10 protein-coding genes and 3 rRNA genes (1 of these 13 cut by a window edge) are annotated in these 15,645 nt (G+C 66.0%); 4 read left to right on the top strand and 9 right to left on the bottom strand.

Annotation, left to right across the window (positions count from 1 at the left end; genetic code table 11):
- Positions 1-11: 11 nt before the first annotated feature.
- Complete coding sequence (locus ACZK33_RS01740) at positions 12-488, bottom strand: DUF2244 domain-containing protein (RefSeq protein ID WP_004153894.1); 477 nt, start codon at positions 486-488, stop codon at positions 12-14.
- Positions 489-762: 274 nt separating this feature from the next.
- Here ACZK33_RS01740 and putA point away from each other — a divergent pair, with 274 nt between their 5' ends.
- Positions 763-3,981: a bifunctional proline dehydrogenase/L-glutamate gamma-semialdehyde dehydrogenase PutA gene (gene putA / locus ACZK33_RS01735; RefSeq protein ID WP_423174684.1), complete on the top strand. Its 3,219-nt coding sequence runs from the start codon at positions 763-765 to the stop codon at positions 3,979-3,981.
- A 119-nt stretch (positions 3,982-4,100) separates the two neighbouring features.
- Here putA and ACZK33_RS01730 read toward each other — a convergent pair whose 3' ends face one another.
- The 3 genes from ACZK33_RS01730 to ACZK33_RS01720 all read right to left on the bottom strand — a co-directional run bounded on the left by ACZK33_RS01730 (position 4,101) and on the right by ACZK33_RS01720 (position 7,269).
- Complete coding sequence (locus tag ACZK33_RS01730) at positions 4,101-5,174, bottom strand: AAA family ATPase (RefSeq protein ID WP_478454027.1); 1,074 nt, start codon at positions 5,172-5,174, stop codon at positions 4,101-4,103.
- Positions 5,161-5,760 (bottom strand): nicotinamide riboside transporter PnuC, encoded by a 600-nt coding sequence (gene pnuC / locus ACZK33_RS01725; protein ID WP_049421201.1) that lies wholly within the window; start codon positions 5,758-5,760, stop codon positions 5,161-5,163. Before pnuC ends, ACZK33_RS01730 begins: the two co-directional genes overlap by 14 nt.
- A gap of 141 nt (positions 5,761-5,901) precedes the next feature.
- Positions 5,902-7,269, bottom strand: coding sequence for an outer membrane protein transport protein (locus tag ACZK33_RS01720; protein WP_182267109.1), 1,368 nt, complete (start codon positions 7,267-7,269; stop codon positions 5,902-5,904).
- 226 nt (positions 7,270-7,495) lie between these two features.
- Here ACZK33_RS01720 and ACZK33_RS01715 point away from each other — a divergent pair, with 226 nt between their 5' ends.
- The gene (locus ACZK33_RS01715) at positions 7,496-8,188 is read left to right on the top strand and encodes a rhomboid family intramembrane serine protease (protein WP_019662230.1); all 693 of its coding nucleotides are present in this window, start codon (positions 7,496-7,498) and stop codon (positions 8,186-8,188) included.
- 83 nt (positions 8,189-8,271) lie between these two features.
- On the opposite strand, the gene ACZK33_RS01710 is transcribed toward ACZK33_RS01715, so the two are convergent.
- Positions 8,272-9,768 carry a S41 family peptidase gene (locus tag ACZK33_RS01710; RefSeq protein ID WP_478454024.1) on the bottom strand — a complete coding sequence of 499 codons (1,497 nt, stop codon included), beginning with the start codon at positions 9,766-9,768 and terminating at the stop codon, positions 8,272-8,274.
- 108 nt (positions 9,769-9,876) lie between these two features.
- A complete protein-coding gene (locus ACZK33_RS01705; protein ID WP_010484243.1) occupies positions 9,877-11,175 on the bottom strand; it encodes a murein hydrolase activator EnvC family protein in 1,299 nt (432 codons plus the stop codon).
- Positions 11,176-11,270: 95 nt separating this feature from the next.
- Between ACZK33_RS01705 and ACZK33_RS01700 the strand changes: the two genes are divergently transcribed.
- Both ACZK33_RS01700 and ACZK33_RS01695 read left to right on the top strand, forming a co-directional pair.
- Positions 11,271-11,933 (top strand): DUF4097 family beta strand repeat-containing protein, encoded by a 663-nt coding sequence (locus ACZK33_RS01700; protein ID WP_032129713.1) that lies wholly within the window; start codon positions 11,271-11,273, stop codon positions 11,931-11,933.
- 86 nt (positions 11,934-12,019) lie between these two features.
- The gene (locus ACZK33_RS01695) at positions 12,020-13,735 is read left to right on the top strand and encodes a M28 family metallopeptidase (RefSeq protein WP_049421206.1); all 1,716 of its coding nucleotides are present in this window, start codon (positions 12,020-12,022) and stop codon (positions 13,733-13,735) included.
- Between the two features lie 264 nt (positions 13,736-13,999).
- Here the strand turns inward: ACZK33_RS01695 and rrf (ACZK33_RS01690) are convergent.
- The 3 genes from rrf (ACZK33_RS01690) to ACZK33_RS01680 all read right to left on the bottom strand — a co-directional run.
- Positions 14,000-14,114 (bottom strand): 5S ribosomal RNA (gene rrf, locus ACZK33_RS01690).
- A 133-nt stretch (positions 14,115-14,247) separates the two neighbouring features.
- Positions 14,248-14,362: ribosomal RNA gene (gene rrf / locus ACZK33_RS01685) — 5S ribosomal RNA — on the bottom strand.
- Between the two features lie 127 nt (positions 14,363-14,489).
- Positions 14,490-15,645: ribosomal RNA gene (locus tag ACZK33_RS01680) — 23S ribosomal RNA — on the bottom strand (it continues 1,724 nt past the right edge of the window).

Raw genomic sequence — 15,645 nt, 5'->3', positions numbered from 1 at the left:
TGCCTAGACCCTTAGCGTCGTCGGTTGCCGCCATCGCTGGCGGCGAGCAAGCTTTCAAGTGTCTCTGCGAGCGTCTGACGTTCGGCCGGCGCGAGGAAACTCCCCACCTCCACCTGCCGGCCGCTGGATGCCAGCCGGACCCTCTCGTCGTCGGTGAGCAGGCGCACCCAGTGGGGGTGGGCCCGGAACACCGGCGATCCACCGGGTACGGGGATGACCTCCACGTACGCCGGCACTACCCGGATCTCCTCCTGCCGTTCACCACTGCGCCACAAGGCACGCAGTGCCGCCGCCAGCACCAGGCTGTACAGCAGCGCGAACAGGGGGGCGAATGCATTGCCGGCCAACCACCCGAGGGCGGACACCAGCCACATCGCACCCGACAACACGGTGAACAACAGGACGAACTGCCGGGCATCGAGCGCCCGTGGGGGACGCAGCCGCAGCTGCGTACCTGACCCATCCGGAGCTGGAAGCACCTCGATCATGTCGCAACCGCGTTCCTGCCGCGGGAAACGTCTCGATGGTAGCCCCGCCCTCTCGCCGGTAGCAAGGGTGCATTCACACTTTTTACCATGCTGCAACACAGCATGAGGTCGGCGGCACGAATGACGAATTCAGCACAAATTCTGCCGAGCTTGCTGAACACGCTGAATCCACCGCAGCTAGGGGCTATCAGCGCTTCACGAAGGTGGCTGATGGGCACTTCCGCAACCCGCAAAAATGATTAAAATCGCCAAGTTTTCCACTGGCCGGACCGGCATGAACGCACCTTCCTCCTCCCCTGCCGCCCACGACGCTCCGCGTCCCGGCGCGCTGCTGTCGCCGGAACTGCCGGCGCCCCCCAACCCGTTCCGCCAGGCCATCACCGATGGCTGGTTGAAGGACGAGGCCAGCCACGTGCGCGAGCTGCTGGCGCAGGCCCGCCTGCCCGCCGAAGAGCAGGCCAAGGTGCAGGCGCTGGCCGCCGACCTGGTCGGCCGCGTGCGCGTGCGTGCCAAGGACCAGGGTGCGATCGAAGCCTTCATGCGCCAGTACGACCTGGGCAGCGAGGAAGGCGTGCTGCTGATGTGCGTGGCCGAGGCGCTGCTGCGCATTCCGGACCAGGACACCGCCGACAAGCTGATCCGCGACAAGCTGGCCGATGCCGACTGGGAAAAGCACCTGGGCGGCAGCGACTCCGTGCTGGTCAACGCCTCCACCTGGGGCCTGATGCTGACCGGCAAGCTGGTGCAGATGAACGACGCCACCCGTGCCGATGCGCCCAGCGCGTTCAAGCGCCTGGTCGGCCGCGTCGGTGAGCCGGTGGTGCGCCTGGCCGTGCGCCAGGCGATGAAGATCATGGGCCACCAGTTCGTCATGGGCCGCACCATCAGCGAAGCGCTGTCGCGCTCGCACAAGGGCGACAACGCGAACTACCGCTACTCGTTCGACATGCTGGGCGAAGGCGCGCTGACCATGAAGGACGCGCTGCGCTACCTGGAAGACTACCGTCGTGCGATCCACGCCATCGGCGGCGACCACAAGGCACGCGGCGGCCGTCCGGACGGCGACGTCAACAACGCGCCGGGCATCTCGATCAAACTGTCGGCGCTGTACCCGCGCTACGAGCACGCCAAGCGCGAGCGCGTGCTGAAGGACCTGGTGCCGGGCGTGCTGGAACTGGCTCAGCTGGCCAAGAGCTATGGCATCGGCTGCACCGTCGACGCCGAAGAGTCCGACCGCCTGGAACTGTCGCTGGACATCATCGAGCAGGTGTTCTCCGACGCCTCGCTGGCCGGCTGGGATGGCTTTGGTGTGGTCGTGCAGGCCTACCAGAAGCGCACGCCGTACACGATCGACCACCTGGCCGACATGGCGCGCCGCGCCGGTCGCCGCCTGCAGGTGCGCCTGGTCAAGGGCGCCTACTGGGACGCCGAGATCAAGCGCGCGCAGATCGAAGGCTACCCGGGCTACCCGGTGTTCACCCGCAAGCAGAACACCGATGTCTCCTACCTGGCCTGCGCCAAGCGCCTGTTCACGCATGCCGACGCGATCTACCCGATGTTCGCCACGCACAACGCGCACACCATCGCGGCCGTGCGCAGCATCGCCAATGGCGGCGTGTACGAGCACCAGAAGCTGCACGGCATGGGCGACGACCTGTACGCCGAAGTGGTGCCGGCCGACCGCTTGAACCTGCCCTGCCGCGTGTATGCGCCGGTCGGTTCGCATGAAGACCTGCTGCCGTACCTGGTGCGCCGCCTGCTGGAAAACGGCGCCAACTCCAGCTTCGTCAACCGCATCACCGACGAACGCGTGCCGATCGCCGACCTGATCCGCGATCCGGTCGAGATGGTCGCTTCGTTCGAATCGATTCCGCATCCCAAGATCCCGCTGCCGGTTGACCTGCTGCGCAGCCAGAACCACGACAGGAAGAACTCCATGGGCGCCAACCTCGCCAACGACAACGAACTGCGCGCCCTCGCCGAGCAGATCAACGCTGCAGTGAAGCCGTGGCAGGCCGCCCCGCTGGTGCCGGGTGCGAACCCGGCCGGCGCCGCGCTGCCGGTGACCAACCCGGCCGACATCCGCGAAGTGGTCGGCCAGTGGCTGGCCGCCGATGCCGCCACCGTGCAGAAGGCCCTGGCCAACGCCGTGGCCGCGCAGCCGGCCTGGAACCGCACCCCGGCCGCCAGCCGCGCCGCCATCCTCGAGCACGCCGCCGACCAGCTGGAAGCGCGCATGCCGGAGTTCATGGCGCTGTGCGTGAAGGAAGCCGGCAAGAGCCTGCCCGACAGCATCGCCGAAGTGCGCGAAGCGGTGGACTTCCTGCGCTACTACGCCAAGCAGGCGCGCGAGCAGTTCAGCCACGCCGAGAAGCTGCCGAGCCCGACCGGTGAGTCCAACGAGCTGCAACTGCACGGCCGTGGCGTGTTCGTCTGCATCAGCCCGTGGAACTTCCCGCTGGCGATCTTCCTGGGCCAGGTCGCTGCCGCCCTGGCCGCCGGCAACAGCGTCATCGCCAAGCCGGCCGAGCAGACCAACCTGATCGGCTACTACGCGGTGAAGCTGCTGCATGACGCCGGCGTGCCGGCCGAGGTGGTGCAGTTCCTGCCGGGCGACGGTGCCACCGTCGGTGCCGCGCTGACCGCCGACCCGCGCGTGGCCGGCGTGGCCTTCACCGGCTCCACCGACACCGCCCGTGCGATCAACCGCGCGATGGCCGCACGTGACGCCGCCATCGGTGTGCTGATTGCCGAGACCGGTGGCCAGAATGCCTTCATTGCCGACTCCTCGGCACTGCCGGAACAGCTGGTCAAGGACGCGATCGGTTCGGCCTTCACCTCTGCCGGCCAGCGTTGCTCGGCCGCGCGCGTGCTGTTCGTGCAGGACGACATCGCCGACAAGGTGATGACCATGCTGGCCGGCGCGATGAAGGAACTGAAGGTCGGCAACCCCGGCCTGCTGTCCACCGACGTCGGTCCGGTGATCGACGCCGATGCGCTGAAGATCCTGCAGGACCACGCGGAGCGCATGGACCGCGAAGCACGCCTGATCGCCGCTGCCGAACTGTCAACCGAAGCCGCCAATGGCACCTTCTTCGCACCGCGCGCGTACGAACTGAAGGACCTGGGCCAACTGCAGAAGGAAGTGTTCGGTCCGGTCCTGCACGTCATCCGCTGGAAGGGCGACCAGCTCGACGCGGTGATCGACCAGATCAACGCCACGGGCTACGGCCTGACCCTGGGCGTGCATTCGCGCATTGACGAGACCGTCGACCGCATCAGCAACGGCGTCCACGTCGGCAACGTCTACGTCAACCGCAACCAGATCGGTGCGGTGGTCGGCGTGCAGCCGTTCGGCGGCCAGGGCCTGTCCGGCACCGGTCCGAAGGCCGGCGGCCCGCACTACCTGCTGCGCTTCGCCACCGAAAAGACGGTGACGGTGAATACCACCGCCGCCGGCGGCAACGCCTCGCTGCTGACCCTGGGCGACTGATCGCCTGCGTCCTGCGGTGAACGAAAAACCCCGCGAAAGCGGGGTTTTTTTGTGCCTTTTATTCCTGTAGAGCCGAGCCCACGCTCGGCCTGCATGGTGCAGCGGGCACTGGATCGGCTCTACAGTGGCGGGGTGACACTGAACCGGTTGTCCGCCCGCTTCGCCAGCTCGCCCTGCACGCGTACGATGCGCGTCTCCAGATCGCCTTCCAGCAGCACGTACTCGACACCCTCTGCCTGCAGCTGCGCCAGGTACCACGCATGCTGCTGCGACCGGAAGGCTTCGCCCACGCGCGTACCATCCTGGTCGAACGGAATATCCGGCGCGCACAGGAACAGCAGGTCGTAGCGTCGTCGTGCCGCCTGCCGCAGCGGCTCCGGCGCCGTGCCGAACATCCAGCCGCTGTACCCCAGCGTTACCCACGGCGTGGTATCGCAGAACAGCCAGCGATGCGCGCGCCGCGCGGCCTCGTCTTCGTGCTGTGGCTGTGTCATTGCAATGCGAAGCAGATCGTCCGGCGTCAGTTCTCCCCCCTGCTGCTCCCACAGGGTGCGGCCATACTCCGGCACCCAGGCGGTCTGCAGGCGCTCGGCCAGCACGCGCGCCAGCGTGGTCTTGCCGCTGGACTCGCCACCGATGAAGGCCACGCGCTGCACATGGTCGGCATACACCTGCGATGCGAGGCCATGGCGATGCGCATGCGGATCGGTGCGCAGCTGGGTGCCACAGGCCTGCCCGACGTCCAGCGCGCGCTCCAGCCGCTCATGGCGCACCGGTGTGCCGAAGTGCGTGGCCAACGCCTGCCCGAAGCCGTCTCCATAGTCCTCACCGGTGTACACCGCCTGCACCGGCCCACCGAACAGGTTCAGGCACAGCCAGGCGGTGAAGTCGCGCTGCACCTGTTCGTCATCACTGTCCTGCGGCAGCGCTCGCACTGGCAAGCCATGCTGCATGCACAATGCCGCCAGTCGCGCGTCGTCAAGCACTGCTACCGTCGCCTGCGGGAAACGCGCACGCAGCCAGCGCTCACGGCGCTCGGCGCTGTAGCCGGCAAAGCCCGGCTGCGACCAGCCGATCACCAGCAGCTGCTGGCAGCGCGTGGCGGCGAAGTCGATCAGTCGTTCATGGCCGAGGTGCAGCGGGCAGAACTTGCCCACCACCAGCCCCCGCGCAGCACGCTCAGGCAGCGGCATCGGCCGCCCTGGCCTCGTTGCGCATCAGGTGCCGCCAATGGCGCAAGGCCACCAGCGCGTTGATCCAGAAGCCCACATACAGGATCGAGGTCAGGTGCAGGCCACGGCTGTAGTACAGCGGCACCGCCACGGTGTTCACCAGCAACCACACCCACCACGATTCCAGCTTGCGCCGCATCATCAGGATCTGCGCGATCACGCTCAGCACCAGCACCGCCGAATCAATGTACGGGGCGTAGGCGTTGGTCAGGCGGGTCAGCATCCAGCCGTAACCGAAGGTCGCCACCACCGCCAGCGGCGCCAGCCAGGCCCATGCACGCGGTCGCAATGAGGTGATCGGCAGCGGCGCACCGTGATCGCCGCGCAACCACTGCCACCAGCCCAGCACGCTGATGGCAATGAAGAAGAACTGCAGCACCATGTCCGCGTACAGATGCGAGCGCTCGAACACCGCGGCAAACAGCGCACAGCCGACGATGCCCAGCCACCAGGTGTGCACGTTGTTGCGGCCGGCCAGCAGGATCGAGCCGGCGACGGCGATGTTGGCAGCCAGCTCCAGCTGGAAGTTCGGATCGGACAGGTTCATGGCGCTATTGTCGTGGATCCACGCCGTGGATGGCTGCGCTCTTCAGTAGATCCACGCCACGCGTGGATGGCCCGTGGCCACAGAAAAGAAAGCCCCGCTTGCGCGGGGCCTTCCGTGTGCTGCGTCAGGCCGAGGCCCGAATCAGAACTTGTACTGGAACGAAGCGGCCAGCACGTCGCCACGGACCTTGTACTTGCCCGACAGCGAGTTGCCCTGGTTGTTGTTGCCAGCCGGCACGTAAACGTTCGGGTCGCTGGTGAACAGATGGGTATAGCCCAGGTTGTACTCGGTGTTCGCCGACGGGGTCCAGCCCACGCCCAGCGACAGCCACTTGCGGCTGGTATCCGGCACACGCACGTCGCGGTGGGCGTCGGTGGTCGGGGTCTGGTCCAGCGCCACACCACCACGCAGGGTGACGGTATCGCTCAGCTTGTAGTCGGCGCCCAGCGACACGAAGGTGGTATCGCGGTAGCCGAACTTCAGCTCTGAATTCGGCTGCGGCGAGGCGTAGTCGACGGTGACGTTGTCAAAGGCGGTCGACCAGGCGGTACGGGTCACGTCGCCCATCACGGTCCAGCGGTCGTTGACCTTGTGGGTCACGCTCAGGGTGGCCGAGGCCGGCATGGTGACGTTGGCCTTGCCGCTGGTGTCCATGAACCAGCCGCGGGTGTTCGGCGAGTTGGTCAGCAGGGCACGGGCACGATCGGCGCCGCTGAAGGTCGCATCACCACCGGTGATCTTGTGCTTGACCTTGGAACGGTAGCTCAGGCCGATGTGGGTGTTCTCGTCCAGCGAGAACAGGCCACCGACGGTCCAGCCCACGGCATTGTTGTCGCCTTCGATCTTCAGGGTGCCATCCGAGCTGCCCGGGGTGAAGCCCGGAGCGCCAGCACCGGCCAGGATGCTGCCGTAGTCGATGGCGTTGCTCAGCTCGATGGTCAGGTGTTCAACAAACACCGACGCGCCGAAGGACACGTATGGGTTGACGTCATACGACGCGGCGAAGCCGAGGTCGATGGCCTTCAGGTCGGTCTTCAGGCCGCTGTAGCGACCGACCCAACCGTTGTCGTATTCGGTCTTGAAGCCGAACGGAGCGGTCAACGACACACCGAAGTGGGCCTGCTCGCCGATCGGCATGTGGAAGTACGCAGCCGGAACCGGGGCGATCATGCCGGCGTCGCCGCCGTTGCCGCCCTGGGCCGGGAAGCCATTCGGGGTCCGCTGGCTGACGCCGGTACGGCCGGTGCCTTTGTACTTGGCACCGAAGCTGATGGCGCTCAGGTCGCCCTGGACCATGGTGCCTTCCAGCTGGCGCATGCCGGCCGGGTTGACGGCGATGATGGAGGCGTCGCCTTCGGCGCTGCCGGAACCGGCGAACGCGCGGCCGAGGCCCTTGGCGCTGTTTTCCTTCAGCTGGAAGGCAGCAGCGTTGGCGTCGGCGGCGGCCAGCGCACCGGCAACGCCGACGGCCAGCAGGGTCAGACGGGCAATGGTGGAAGCGGTTTGCATCGTAGTTCTCTCTCCGGTAAGCGGTGATGGTGCTCTGAGTGCGCCTGCGCCCGGCAGGCCTTGGGGCCCTTCGGAGCGCGCCGGATTCCCCTCCCGACATACGACGCCGTATGCGAGTATTACCCAGAGCTGTTAATGAAACAATAACAGCGCAGGCGCTTTTTTCGTCCCAGAAGCTGAACAGGACAATCCCCGCCGTAAGCGCCCGCACGCTAGGCTATTGCCCATGTTCGTCTCCCTCCCGTCGCGCAAGAAGGCGGCCCTGCGCTGGGCCACGCCCGTGCTGTTTGCGGCACTGTGGCTGGCGTTCCTGTGGTCGATCTCGCGTCCGGACGACGCCCGGGGCAGCCTCTGGCTGGACTGGGGCGCCCTGTCCACCGGCCTGACCCACCCGCTGGACTGGTGGGCGACCCTGCAGGACGGCAGCGTGCTGCGGCTGTTCACGGCTCTGTTCCTGCACGCGGACTGGTCACATCTGCTGGGCAACCTGGTGTTCCTGCTGATCTTCGGCCTGCCCGCCGAGCGGGTGCTGGGGCCGTGGCGGCTGCTGCTGCTGTTCCTGGTCGGCGGTGCGGTGTCCAACCTGGTAGCGATCTACACCATGGGCAGCCCGGACCAGATCATCATCGGTGCCAGCGGCGCGGTGTCCGCACTGATCGGCGCCTATCTGGCCCTGTTCCCGGGCGCCCGGCTGGGCGTGGTCATTCCGCTCGGCCTGTTCCTGGAGTTCGTGCGCGCCCCGGCCTACCTGCTGATCGGCGTCTGGGCCGCCCTGCAGGTGGTGTTCGCCCATATCGGCCCAAGCTTCGGCATGGTCGCTTGGTGGGCGCACATCGGCGGCTTCGTGTTCGGCGTGGTGTACGGGGTCTACGTGCGGGCGGCCATCGCCCGCCGCCTGCGCAAGCGCCACGGCTTCTGACCCCTGGTAGTGCCGGCCGCTGGCCGGCTCCACGCGCACCCGCTCGTTCGTGGATCAGTCGAGCACGGCTCGACTCTACAGAATCAGGGCGTGGCCGGGACGGGTGCGGGCTTCGCTTCTGGCTTCGCTTCTGGCTTCGCTTCTGGCTTCGCTTCTGGCTTCGCTTCTGGCTTCGCTTCTGGCTTCGCTTCTACCTTCGCCTCCGGCTTCGCGGCAGCGGCCTTCGCAGCCTTGGCCGCATCCGCTTTTGCCGCTTCGGCCTTCAAGCGTGCAGCCACCGAACCCGGGGTCTTCAGCTCGGCCAGCGCGTCGTTGATCGGGCCATCGCCCGGCAGTACCGCACCTGCGTGATAGCCCTCGGTGCCCTCGTCGTCACCGCGCAGATGGCCCGGCAGGGTCGCTTCGCTGTAATCGCTCAGGCTGGCCGGCAGTGCATCCTCGGCCGGCGTAGCGGCCGGCTTCAGTTCGACCTCCGGCACGATGCCCGTGGCCTGGATCGACTTGCCGCTGGGCGTGTAATAACGCGCGGTGGTCAGCTTCACCGAGTCACCGTTGTCCAGCGGCAGCACGGTCTGCACCGAGCCCTTGCCGAAGGTGCGGCTGCCAACCACGCGGGCGCGCTTGTTGTCGCGCAGTGCGCCGGCCAGCACTTCCGAGGCACTGGCCGAACCGGCGTCGACCAGCACCACCACCGGTGCGCCCTTCAGCAGGTCGCCCGGCGTTGCATCGAAACGTGCATCGCTGATGCTGATGCGGCCGCGGGTACTGACGATGTTGCCCTTGTCGAGCAGGTCGTCGGCCACCTGCACGGCAGCAGTCAGCAGGCCACCCGGGTTGCTGCGCAGATCCAGCACCAGGCCCTTGAGCTGGCCACCGGACTGCTTCTGCAACTGCTGCACGTGCTTCTGGAAGTCCGAACCGGTGTCGGCCTGGAACGTACTCAGGCGGATGTAGCCATAGCCCGGTTCCAGCAGGCGGCTGCGCACGCTGGTCACGCGGATGGTCTGGCGGGTGAGGCTGACATCGAACGGCTTGGGCTTGCCTTCGCGCACGATGGTCAGCACCACCTTGCTGCCGGCCGGGCCGCGCAGCGGTTCGCTGGCATCGATCGCGCTGATCGGCTTGCCGTCGATGGCGATGATCAGGTCACCGGCGAGGATGCCGGCCTTGGCCGCCGGCGTGTCGTCGATCGGCGAGATCACCTTCATGCTGGCGTTGTCTGGCTGCTGCTGCAGCTCCACGCCGATGCCTTCGTAGGCGCCGCTGGCCTGTTCGTCGAAGGCCTGCGCGTCTTCCTTGTTGAAGTAGGTGCTGTGCGGGTCGAGGTCGAGCAGCAAGCCACGCACCGCTGCCTGCATCAGCTTCTTGTCATCGACCGGATCGACGTAGGCGGCCCGCACTGCGTTGTAGACGGCCACGAAGCGGCGGATGTCCTCCAGCGGCACCTTCGAGGTCACCGCCTCCTCGCTGCTCGCTGCCTGCCCGCCGGTTTCCTGGCTCGGGGCGGGCGCGGTCTGCTGCGCCCAGGACAGCGCTGGCAACAGGGCCAGCAAGAGGGTGGCGGTACGGGCTGCGCGCATGGATCACTCCTGTCGACGGTGGCATGGTGCCCAAGGCACATGCACCGATTATGCGCGAAGCACAGCTAAATTCCCGTTGAATCCGGCCCGCACGTGGCGAGCCGGGATTCAGCGCCGCTGCAGCCAGCTGTCCGGATTCACCGGTTGCCCGCCACGACGCAGCTCGAAGTACAGCGCGGTGACCCCTTGGCCCCCCGAGTTGCCGACCTTGGCCACCGCATCGCCACGGCTGACCCGTGCACCGGCGTCCTTGAGCAGGGTGTCGTTGTGGGCGTACAGGCTCATGTAGCCATTGCCGTGGTCGACGATCAGGATCATGCCGTAGCCGGTCATCCAGTCGGAGAACACCACGGTACCGTCGGCCACAGCGGTGACGGTGCTGCCGGCCGGTGCGCCGATCAGCACGCCGCTGCTGGTACGCCCGTCAGGCAGCTTGCCGCCGTAGCGGGCCAGCAGGTTGCCGGACAACGGCCAACCCAGGCCCCCCACCTTCGGCGCCGGTGCGGAAGCCACCGCCGGCGGAACCTTGGTGGGCGGTGGCGGCCGTCCCTGTGCCGCGGCCTGGCGTGCAGCACGTTCGGCAGCGGCCTTCTCCGCTGCCGCACGGCGCGCAGCCGCGCGACGCTCGGCCTCGGCACGGGCGGCGGCCGCACGCAGATTGGCCAGCAGTGTTTCCAGCGCCTTGGCATCCTGGCCCAGCGCCTGTTCCTTCTCGCGCTGGTCCTTGAAGCGCTCGTCCAGCGAGGCCACGGTCTTTGCGCGATCGCGGCGGTCGGCTTCCAGCGCCGCTGCCTGCTGCTTCTGGTCCTGCTGCGCCCCCTGCAGCTTCTGCTTGCGCTCGGCGATCTGCGCCTGCAGCGCTTCCAGTTCCTTCAGGTCGGCGGTCAGCGTGGTGATGCGCTGGGCCCGCTCACGCTGCAGGTAGCGGTGGTAGGCCAGGGCGCGATTGGCATCGGCCACCGTGTCCTGCGACAGCAGCAGCTTCAATGGTGCGTGGTTGCCCAGCTGGTAGGCCGCACGCAGCAGGCCGGCCAGCTCGCGATGCTGCTGGGCGAGATTGGCCTGCAGCGTGCTGCGGCGTTGTTCGGCCTCGGCCAGGGCCCGTCCCTGCTCGCGCAGCGCGGTCTCGGTCTGCGCAAGCGCGCGGCCGGTGCGGGCCACCTTCTCGTCGGCCTCACGCAGCTGCTGCGAGGCCTGGCCACGCTGGCCCTCGATCTGCCGGCGCTCCTGCGCCACGCCCTTCAGTTCACTGCGCAGTTTCTGCAGCTTGCGCTCGGTCTCGCGCGTGGTCTGCGCGGCCCCCGGCAGCGGCAACGCCAGTGCCAAGGCCAGCCCCAACAGCAGGCAGCGCCCGCCGCGAGCAGCGGCGATGTGATGTCGGCGTGATGGGAAGGCGTTGTTGCGCAAGGGCTTTCCAGTGACTTCAGGCAGTTGCAGGGGGTACCGGGGAATGGTGACATCTCCGCACGCGGCCTGCCAGCCGCACATCCATCGAGGTCCCCATGAAAGCTCTCTCCATTCCGCTGCTGTTGGGCGTACTGCTGGTCACCGGGCCAGTGGCAGCGCAGGAAAACATCAGCAAGGTCAACGGCAGCATCAGCGCCGAACCCGGCCAGCGCTACGGCAAGCTGGACACCGTCAACGGCGGCATCCGCGTCGGCGAAGGCGTCGAGACCGGCAGCATCGACACCGTCAACGGCGGGGTCAAGGTCGCCGATCGCGCGCGCACCGGCAAGATCGAAACGGTCAACGGCGGCGTACGCCTGGGCCGCGAAGTGATCGCCCACGGCAGCGTCAGCACCGTTAACGGCAGCATCTTCAGCGATCGCGGCAGCCAGATCGAAGGCGGCGTTGAAACCGTGAACGGTGGCATCGGGCTGGTCGAAAGCCGCGTCGGCAACGACGTAGAAACCGTCAACGGTGACATCACCGTGGGCATCGGTTCGCAGGTCAAGGGCGGTGTGCACGTGCGCAAGCCAAACTTCAGCGTCTCGCTGACCGCCAGCCGCAAGCCACGCGTGATCATCGGTCCGAATGCCGTGGTGGACGGCCCGTTGCAGTTCGAACGCGAGGTGGTGCTGTACGTGCACCGCACGGCCCGCATCGGCCCGGTCACCGGCGCCGAGCCGATCCCGTTCGACACCGAAACCGCTCCGGCGGACTGAGCACACCGCGCCCATCGGTTCGGTGATACTCGCTGTTACCGGTCGTACACGTGGTGCGGCCGCCCTTTGTTTTCCAGGAATCGACGATGCCCCGCAAACTCCTCCTGTGCCTGGCCGCTGCGGCCGCGCTCAGTGCCTGCAAAGGCGAAGACACTCCGGCGCCCGCGCCGGCCACCGACACCGCCGCTGCCAAGCCGGCGGCCCATGCGTTCTCGCCGGAGATCAACGCCGGCGACTTCGCCGAGATGGTCAAGACGCTGGCTTCGGATGAATTCGAAGGCCGCGCCCCAGGCAGCAAGGGCGAGGAACTGACGGTCAACTACATCCGCGACCAGATGCAGCGCATCGGCCTGCAGCCCGGCAACGGCGACAGCTGGTTCCAGGATGTGCCGATGACCGAGACCACGGCCGACGAATCGACCGTGCTGAAGATCACCCAGGGCGGCAAGACCACCGAGCTGAAGTTCGGCACCGACATGGTGGTGGGTACCCGTACCGGCCAGGCCGAGGTGAAGGTCGATGCCAGCGACCTGGTGTTCGTCGGCTACGGCGTCGACGCGCCGGAGCAGAAGTGGAACGACTACGCCGGCCAGGACTGGAAGGGCAAAACGGTCGTCATGTTCGTCAACGACCCGGGCTTCCATGTCGATGACGCGAAGCTGTTCGACGGCAAGCGCATGACCTACTACGGCCGCTGGACCTACAAGTTCGAGGAGGCCGCACGCAAGGGCGCCGCCGCCGCGCTGATCGTGCACGACACCGCCGGCGCCTCCTATGGCTGGGACGTGGTGAAGAACTCCTGGGCAGGCCCGCAGTACGACCTGCCGGCCAAGGATGACCCGGAAGCCCGCATTCCGGTGCAGGGCTGGCTGAGTGCCGACGCTGCCAAGGCGCTGTTCGCCGGTGCCGGCCTGGACCTGGCGCAGGCCTACAAGGACGCCAGCAAGCGCGGCTTCAAGCCGGTGCCGCTGAAGGCCACCGCTGCGGTCGATCTGAAGAGCCAGATCGCGCAGAAGCAGTCGCGCAACGTGGTGGGCGTGCTGCCGGGCAGCAAGCGTGCCGACGAGGCCGTGCTGTACATGGCGCACTGGGATCACCTGGGCAAGCACGAGGGCGAGACCGGCGACAACATCTACAACGGCGCGGTCGACAACGCCACCGGCGTGGCCGGCATCCTCGAGGTGGCTGAAGCCATGGCCCACCAGGAGCCGAAGCCGGAGCGCTCGGTGGTGTTCCTGGCGGTGACCCTGGAAGAATCCGGCCTGCTGGGTTCGAAGTACTACGTTGCCCATCCGACCTTCCCGCTGGACAAGATCGCCGGCGTGATCAACATCGATGCGATGTCGGTGGCTGGCCGTGCCAAGGACGTGACCGTCACCGGCTTCGGCAGCTCGGAGCTGGAAGACATCCTCAAGCCGCTGGCCGCGGCCCAGGACCGTACCCTGCACGGTGAGACCTCGGTGCAGAGCGGCTTCTACTTCCGTTCCGATCACTTCAACTTCGCCAAGGCCGGTGTGCCGGCCCTGTACGCCGATGGCGGCGAAGACCTGCGCGAGGGTGGCGTGGACGCGGGCCGCAAGGCTGCAGCCGACTACGGCGCCAACCGCTACCACGGCCCGAAGGATGAGTTCGATGCGGCCACCTGGAAGCTGGACGGCACCGTCGAAGACCTGCAGCTGATGTACGGCGTCGGCAAGGAACTGGCCGGTGGCGATCGTTGGCCGAACTGGTACGAAGGCAACCCGTTCAAGGCAGCCCGCGACGCGATGATGAAGGACAAGGCCCCGGCTGCGGCGAAGTAGCGTCGAGCCTGCTCGACTGAGTACTGAAGCAAGCCAAGGCGGCGCCCGCAAGGGCGCCGCTTTTTTGTGTGTGATCGCGCCCTGCAGTTTTAGATGCCAACCTTGGTTGGCGCCGTGGTTCCATGCAGAGAGCATCCACGCATGGCGTGGATCTACCGGGCGATGTAACGCCGTCGGGTTGCCGGCCAGCGGCCGGCACTACCCGCATTTCGCGCGCACAAAGAAAAACCCCCGCTGCGCGAGCAGCGGGGTTTTGGGTGTAAACCCTGGCGATGACCTACTCTCGCATGGCTTGAGCCACACTACCATCGGCGCAGCTGCGTTTCACTTCCGAGTTCGGGATGGGATCGGGTGGTTCCACAGCGCTAATTTCACCAGGGAGACGGTTGCAGCAGCGCTTGCAGCGCCAGCTTCGCGATCTTGCCCTTGGGGCGGAAGGCACCCGGAAAATGCAGTGCCTTCACTTAATAAGAAAAACCCCGCTGCGTAAGCAGCGGGGTTTTGGGTGTAAACCCTGGCGATGACCTACTCTCGCATGGCTTGAGCCACACTACCATCGGCGCAGCTGCGTTTCACTTCCGAGTTCGGGATGGGATCGGGTGGTTCCACAGCGCTAATTTCACCAGGGAGGCGGTTGGAGCGTCGCCATCCGATACAGCTGGATAAGGCGCCTGCCTCTCGTAGTTCTTGTGACGTAGCGTGCACTTGGATGCTCTTACGACGCTGTCGTAAAGCCAAGGCAACTTGAGGTTATATGGTCAAGCCTCTCGGATCATTAGTATCAGTTAGCTCAATACATTGCTGTACTTACACACCTGACCTATCAACCACGTAGTCTACATGGTTCCTTCAGGGGGCTTGTGCCCCGGGAGATCTCATCTTGAGGCGCGCTTCCCGCTTAGATGCTTTCAGCGGTTATCGCTTCCGAACATAGCTACCCGGCAATGCCACTGGCGTGACAACCGGAACACCAGAGGTTCGTCCACTCCGGTCCTCTCGTACTAGGAGCAGCCCCTCTCAAATCTCCAACGCCCATGGCAGATAGGGACCGAACTGTCTCACGACGTTCTGAACCCAGCTCGCGTACCACTTTAAATGGCGAACAGCCATACCCTTGGGACCGACTACAGCCCCAGGATGTGATGAGCCGACATCGAGGTGCCAAACACCGCCGTCGATATGAACTCTTGGGCGGTATCAGCCTGTTATCCCCGGAGTACCTTTTATCCGTTGAGCGATGGCCCTTCCATACAGAACCACCGGATCACTAAGTCCTAGTTTCCTACCTGCTTGATCCGTCGATCTTGCAGTCAAGCACGCTTATGCCTTTGCACACAGTGCGCGATGTCCGACCGCGCTGAGCGTACCTTCGAGCTCCTCCGTTACTCTTTAGGAGGAGACCGCCCCAGTCAAACTACCCACCATACACGGTCCCCGACCCAGATAATGGGCCCAGGTTAGAACGTCAAGCACGACAGGGTGGTATTTCAAGGATGGCTCCGCTGCAGCTAGCGCCACAGTTTCATAGCCTCCCACCTATCCTACACAGACGAACTCAACGTTCAGTGTAAAGCTATAGTAAAGGTTCACGGGGTCTTTCCGTCTTGCCACGGGAACGCTGCATCTTCACAGCGATTTCAATTTCACTGAGTCTCGGGTGGAGACAGCGCCGCTGTCGTTACGCCATTCGTGCAGGTCGGAACTTACCCGACAAGGAATTTCGCTACCTTAGGACCGTTATAGTTACGGCCGCCGTTTACTGGGGCTTCGATCAAGAGCTTCGCCTTGCGGCTGACCCCATCAATTAACCTTCCAGCACCGGGCAGGCGTCACACCCTATACGTCCACTTTCGTGTTTGCAGAGTGCTGTGTTTTTGATAAACAGTCGCAGCGGCCTGGTTACTGCGACC

It is taken from the genome of Stenotrophomonas sp. 86156_Sma, from assembly GCF_056481625.1.
The sequence above is the reverse complement of the archived record's forward strand: the minus strand, read 5'-3'. Positions and strand labels throughout refer to the sequence as shown.